Source organism: Arthrobacter sp. Y3223164 (assembly GCF_059091005.1).
The window spans coordinates 1-1,287 of the sequence record NZ_JBNHGF010000582.1 but is presented as its reverse complement, the minus strand read 5'-3'; the positions used below and the strand labels follow the sequence as shown (position 1 = coordinate 1,287).

Sequence of the window (1,287 nt, the reverse complement as noted above, 5' to 3'; positions counted from 1 at the left end):
GGGGCTATGCGCGTTCGCCGCGGGCCTGCCGGGACGGGCCGCGGCCTGCGGTCCGCTCCCGGCATCCTGCGGATACGTTCCGCGGCCGCTGTCTTGGTAGGTTGTTCACTTACCGCATGAAGCTACCGCAGGAGAGCCAGGAGCATGGGCATGCATTGGGATCGGTTGGATGAGCAACTGCGCCCGCAGGTGGAAGCCAGCACGGCGCACTACGAGCGGGTTCGCCCGGCGTTGGAAACGGTCACCTCGCAGCTGCAGTCGGACATCCGCAACATCTTCCGCACCGCCGAACTCACGCCGCTGTTCGTCACGGCCCGGACCAAGAGCGTGGAGTCTTTCCGCGACAAGGCGTCGCGGATGCTCCAGCCGGCCGAACCCGGCGGCGCCCCGGCGCTGGAATTCCCCGATCCGCTGCGCGAAATCCAGGATCTGGTGGGCGTGCGGGTGATCGTCAGCCTGCCGCACCAGATCCGGCAGGCCGCAGCGTTGATCAAGCGCCAGCGCAGCGACTTCGACTGCCGTGCCGACCGGGAGAAGGATATCGGCTCGATCGAGTCAGGCACCTATGGGTACGCCAGCCGACACCTGATCCTGCGCACGCTGCAGAACAACGCGGTGAAGGCGTACCAGCAGGCCCTGGGTGAACCTGCCCGCGCCACCGGCAGCTACCTCTTCGAAGTACAAATCCGTACGATCCTTTCGCACGCCTGGTCGGAATTGGAGCACGATATCCGCTTCAAGTCCGCTGACCCGCGTGCCTGGAGCCCCTATTTCGACCGCCAGTTCACGGCCACGGCCGCCATGCTGGAAGCGGTCGAATCGGCCTTCGCCGAACTCCACGATCGCTACGAAACCGTCACCGGCTACTGGGACGAAGAGGGCGAAGGCGCCGCGCCGCTGACCCCCCGCCGGGTCCGCGAGGTCTGGCAGACCCTGCTGCCGCACGTGGACCGCAAGTCCGACGACGACTGGGGCTGGGCGGCGGAGCTGCTGGCGGCGCACGGCCTGAAGACCACGACCGAGCTGGCGGCCTTGCTGAATCCGGAAACCATCACGGATGTCCGCGCCGCCCTGGAACACCGCTACTCCCCCGGACCGGACCGCCTGCTGGACGATCTGCTGCTGTGGCGCTTCGGCCGCCGCCACATCGAGCTCACCGCCGGCGAGGACGAGCACCGGCGCGAGTCGCTGCAGCGCCGGTTCCGGCAGCTGGAGACCTACCGCCAGGGCATGTAGGCGGCCGCCCGACAGGTCGCTTGCCCGTTCACCCGGCCGGCGCTGCGGGGC

At 68.5% G+C, this 1,287-nt stretch carries 1 protein-coding gene; it reads left to right on the top strand.

The window, feature by feature from the left end; genetic code table 11:
- Positions 1-144: 144 nt before the first annotated feature.
- On the top strand, positions 145-1,236 hold the full coding sequence (locus AC5RUJ_RS16580) for a GTP pyrophosphokinase (protein ID WP_494000753.1): 1,092 nt from the start codon (positions 145-147) through the stop codon (positions 1,234-1,236).
- Positions 1,237-1,287 lie beyond the last annotated feature (51 nt).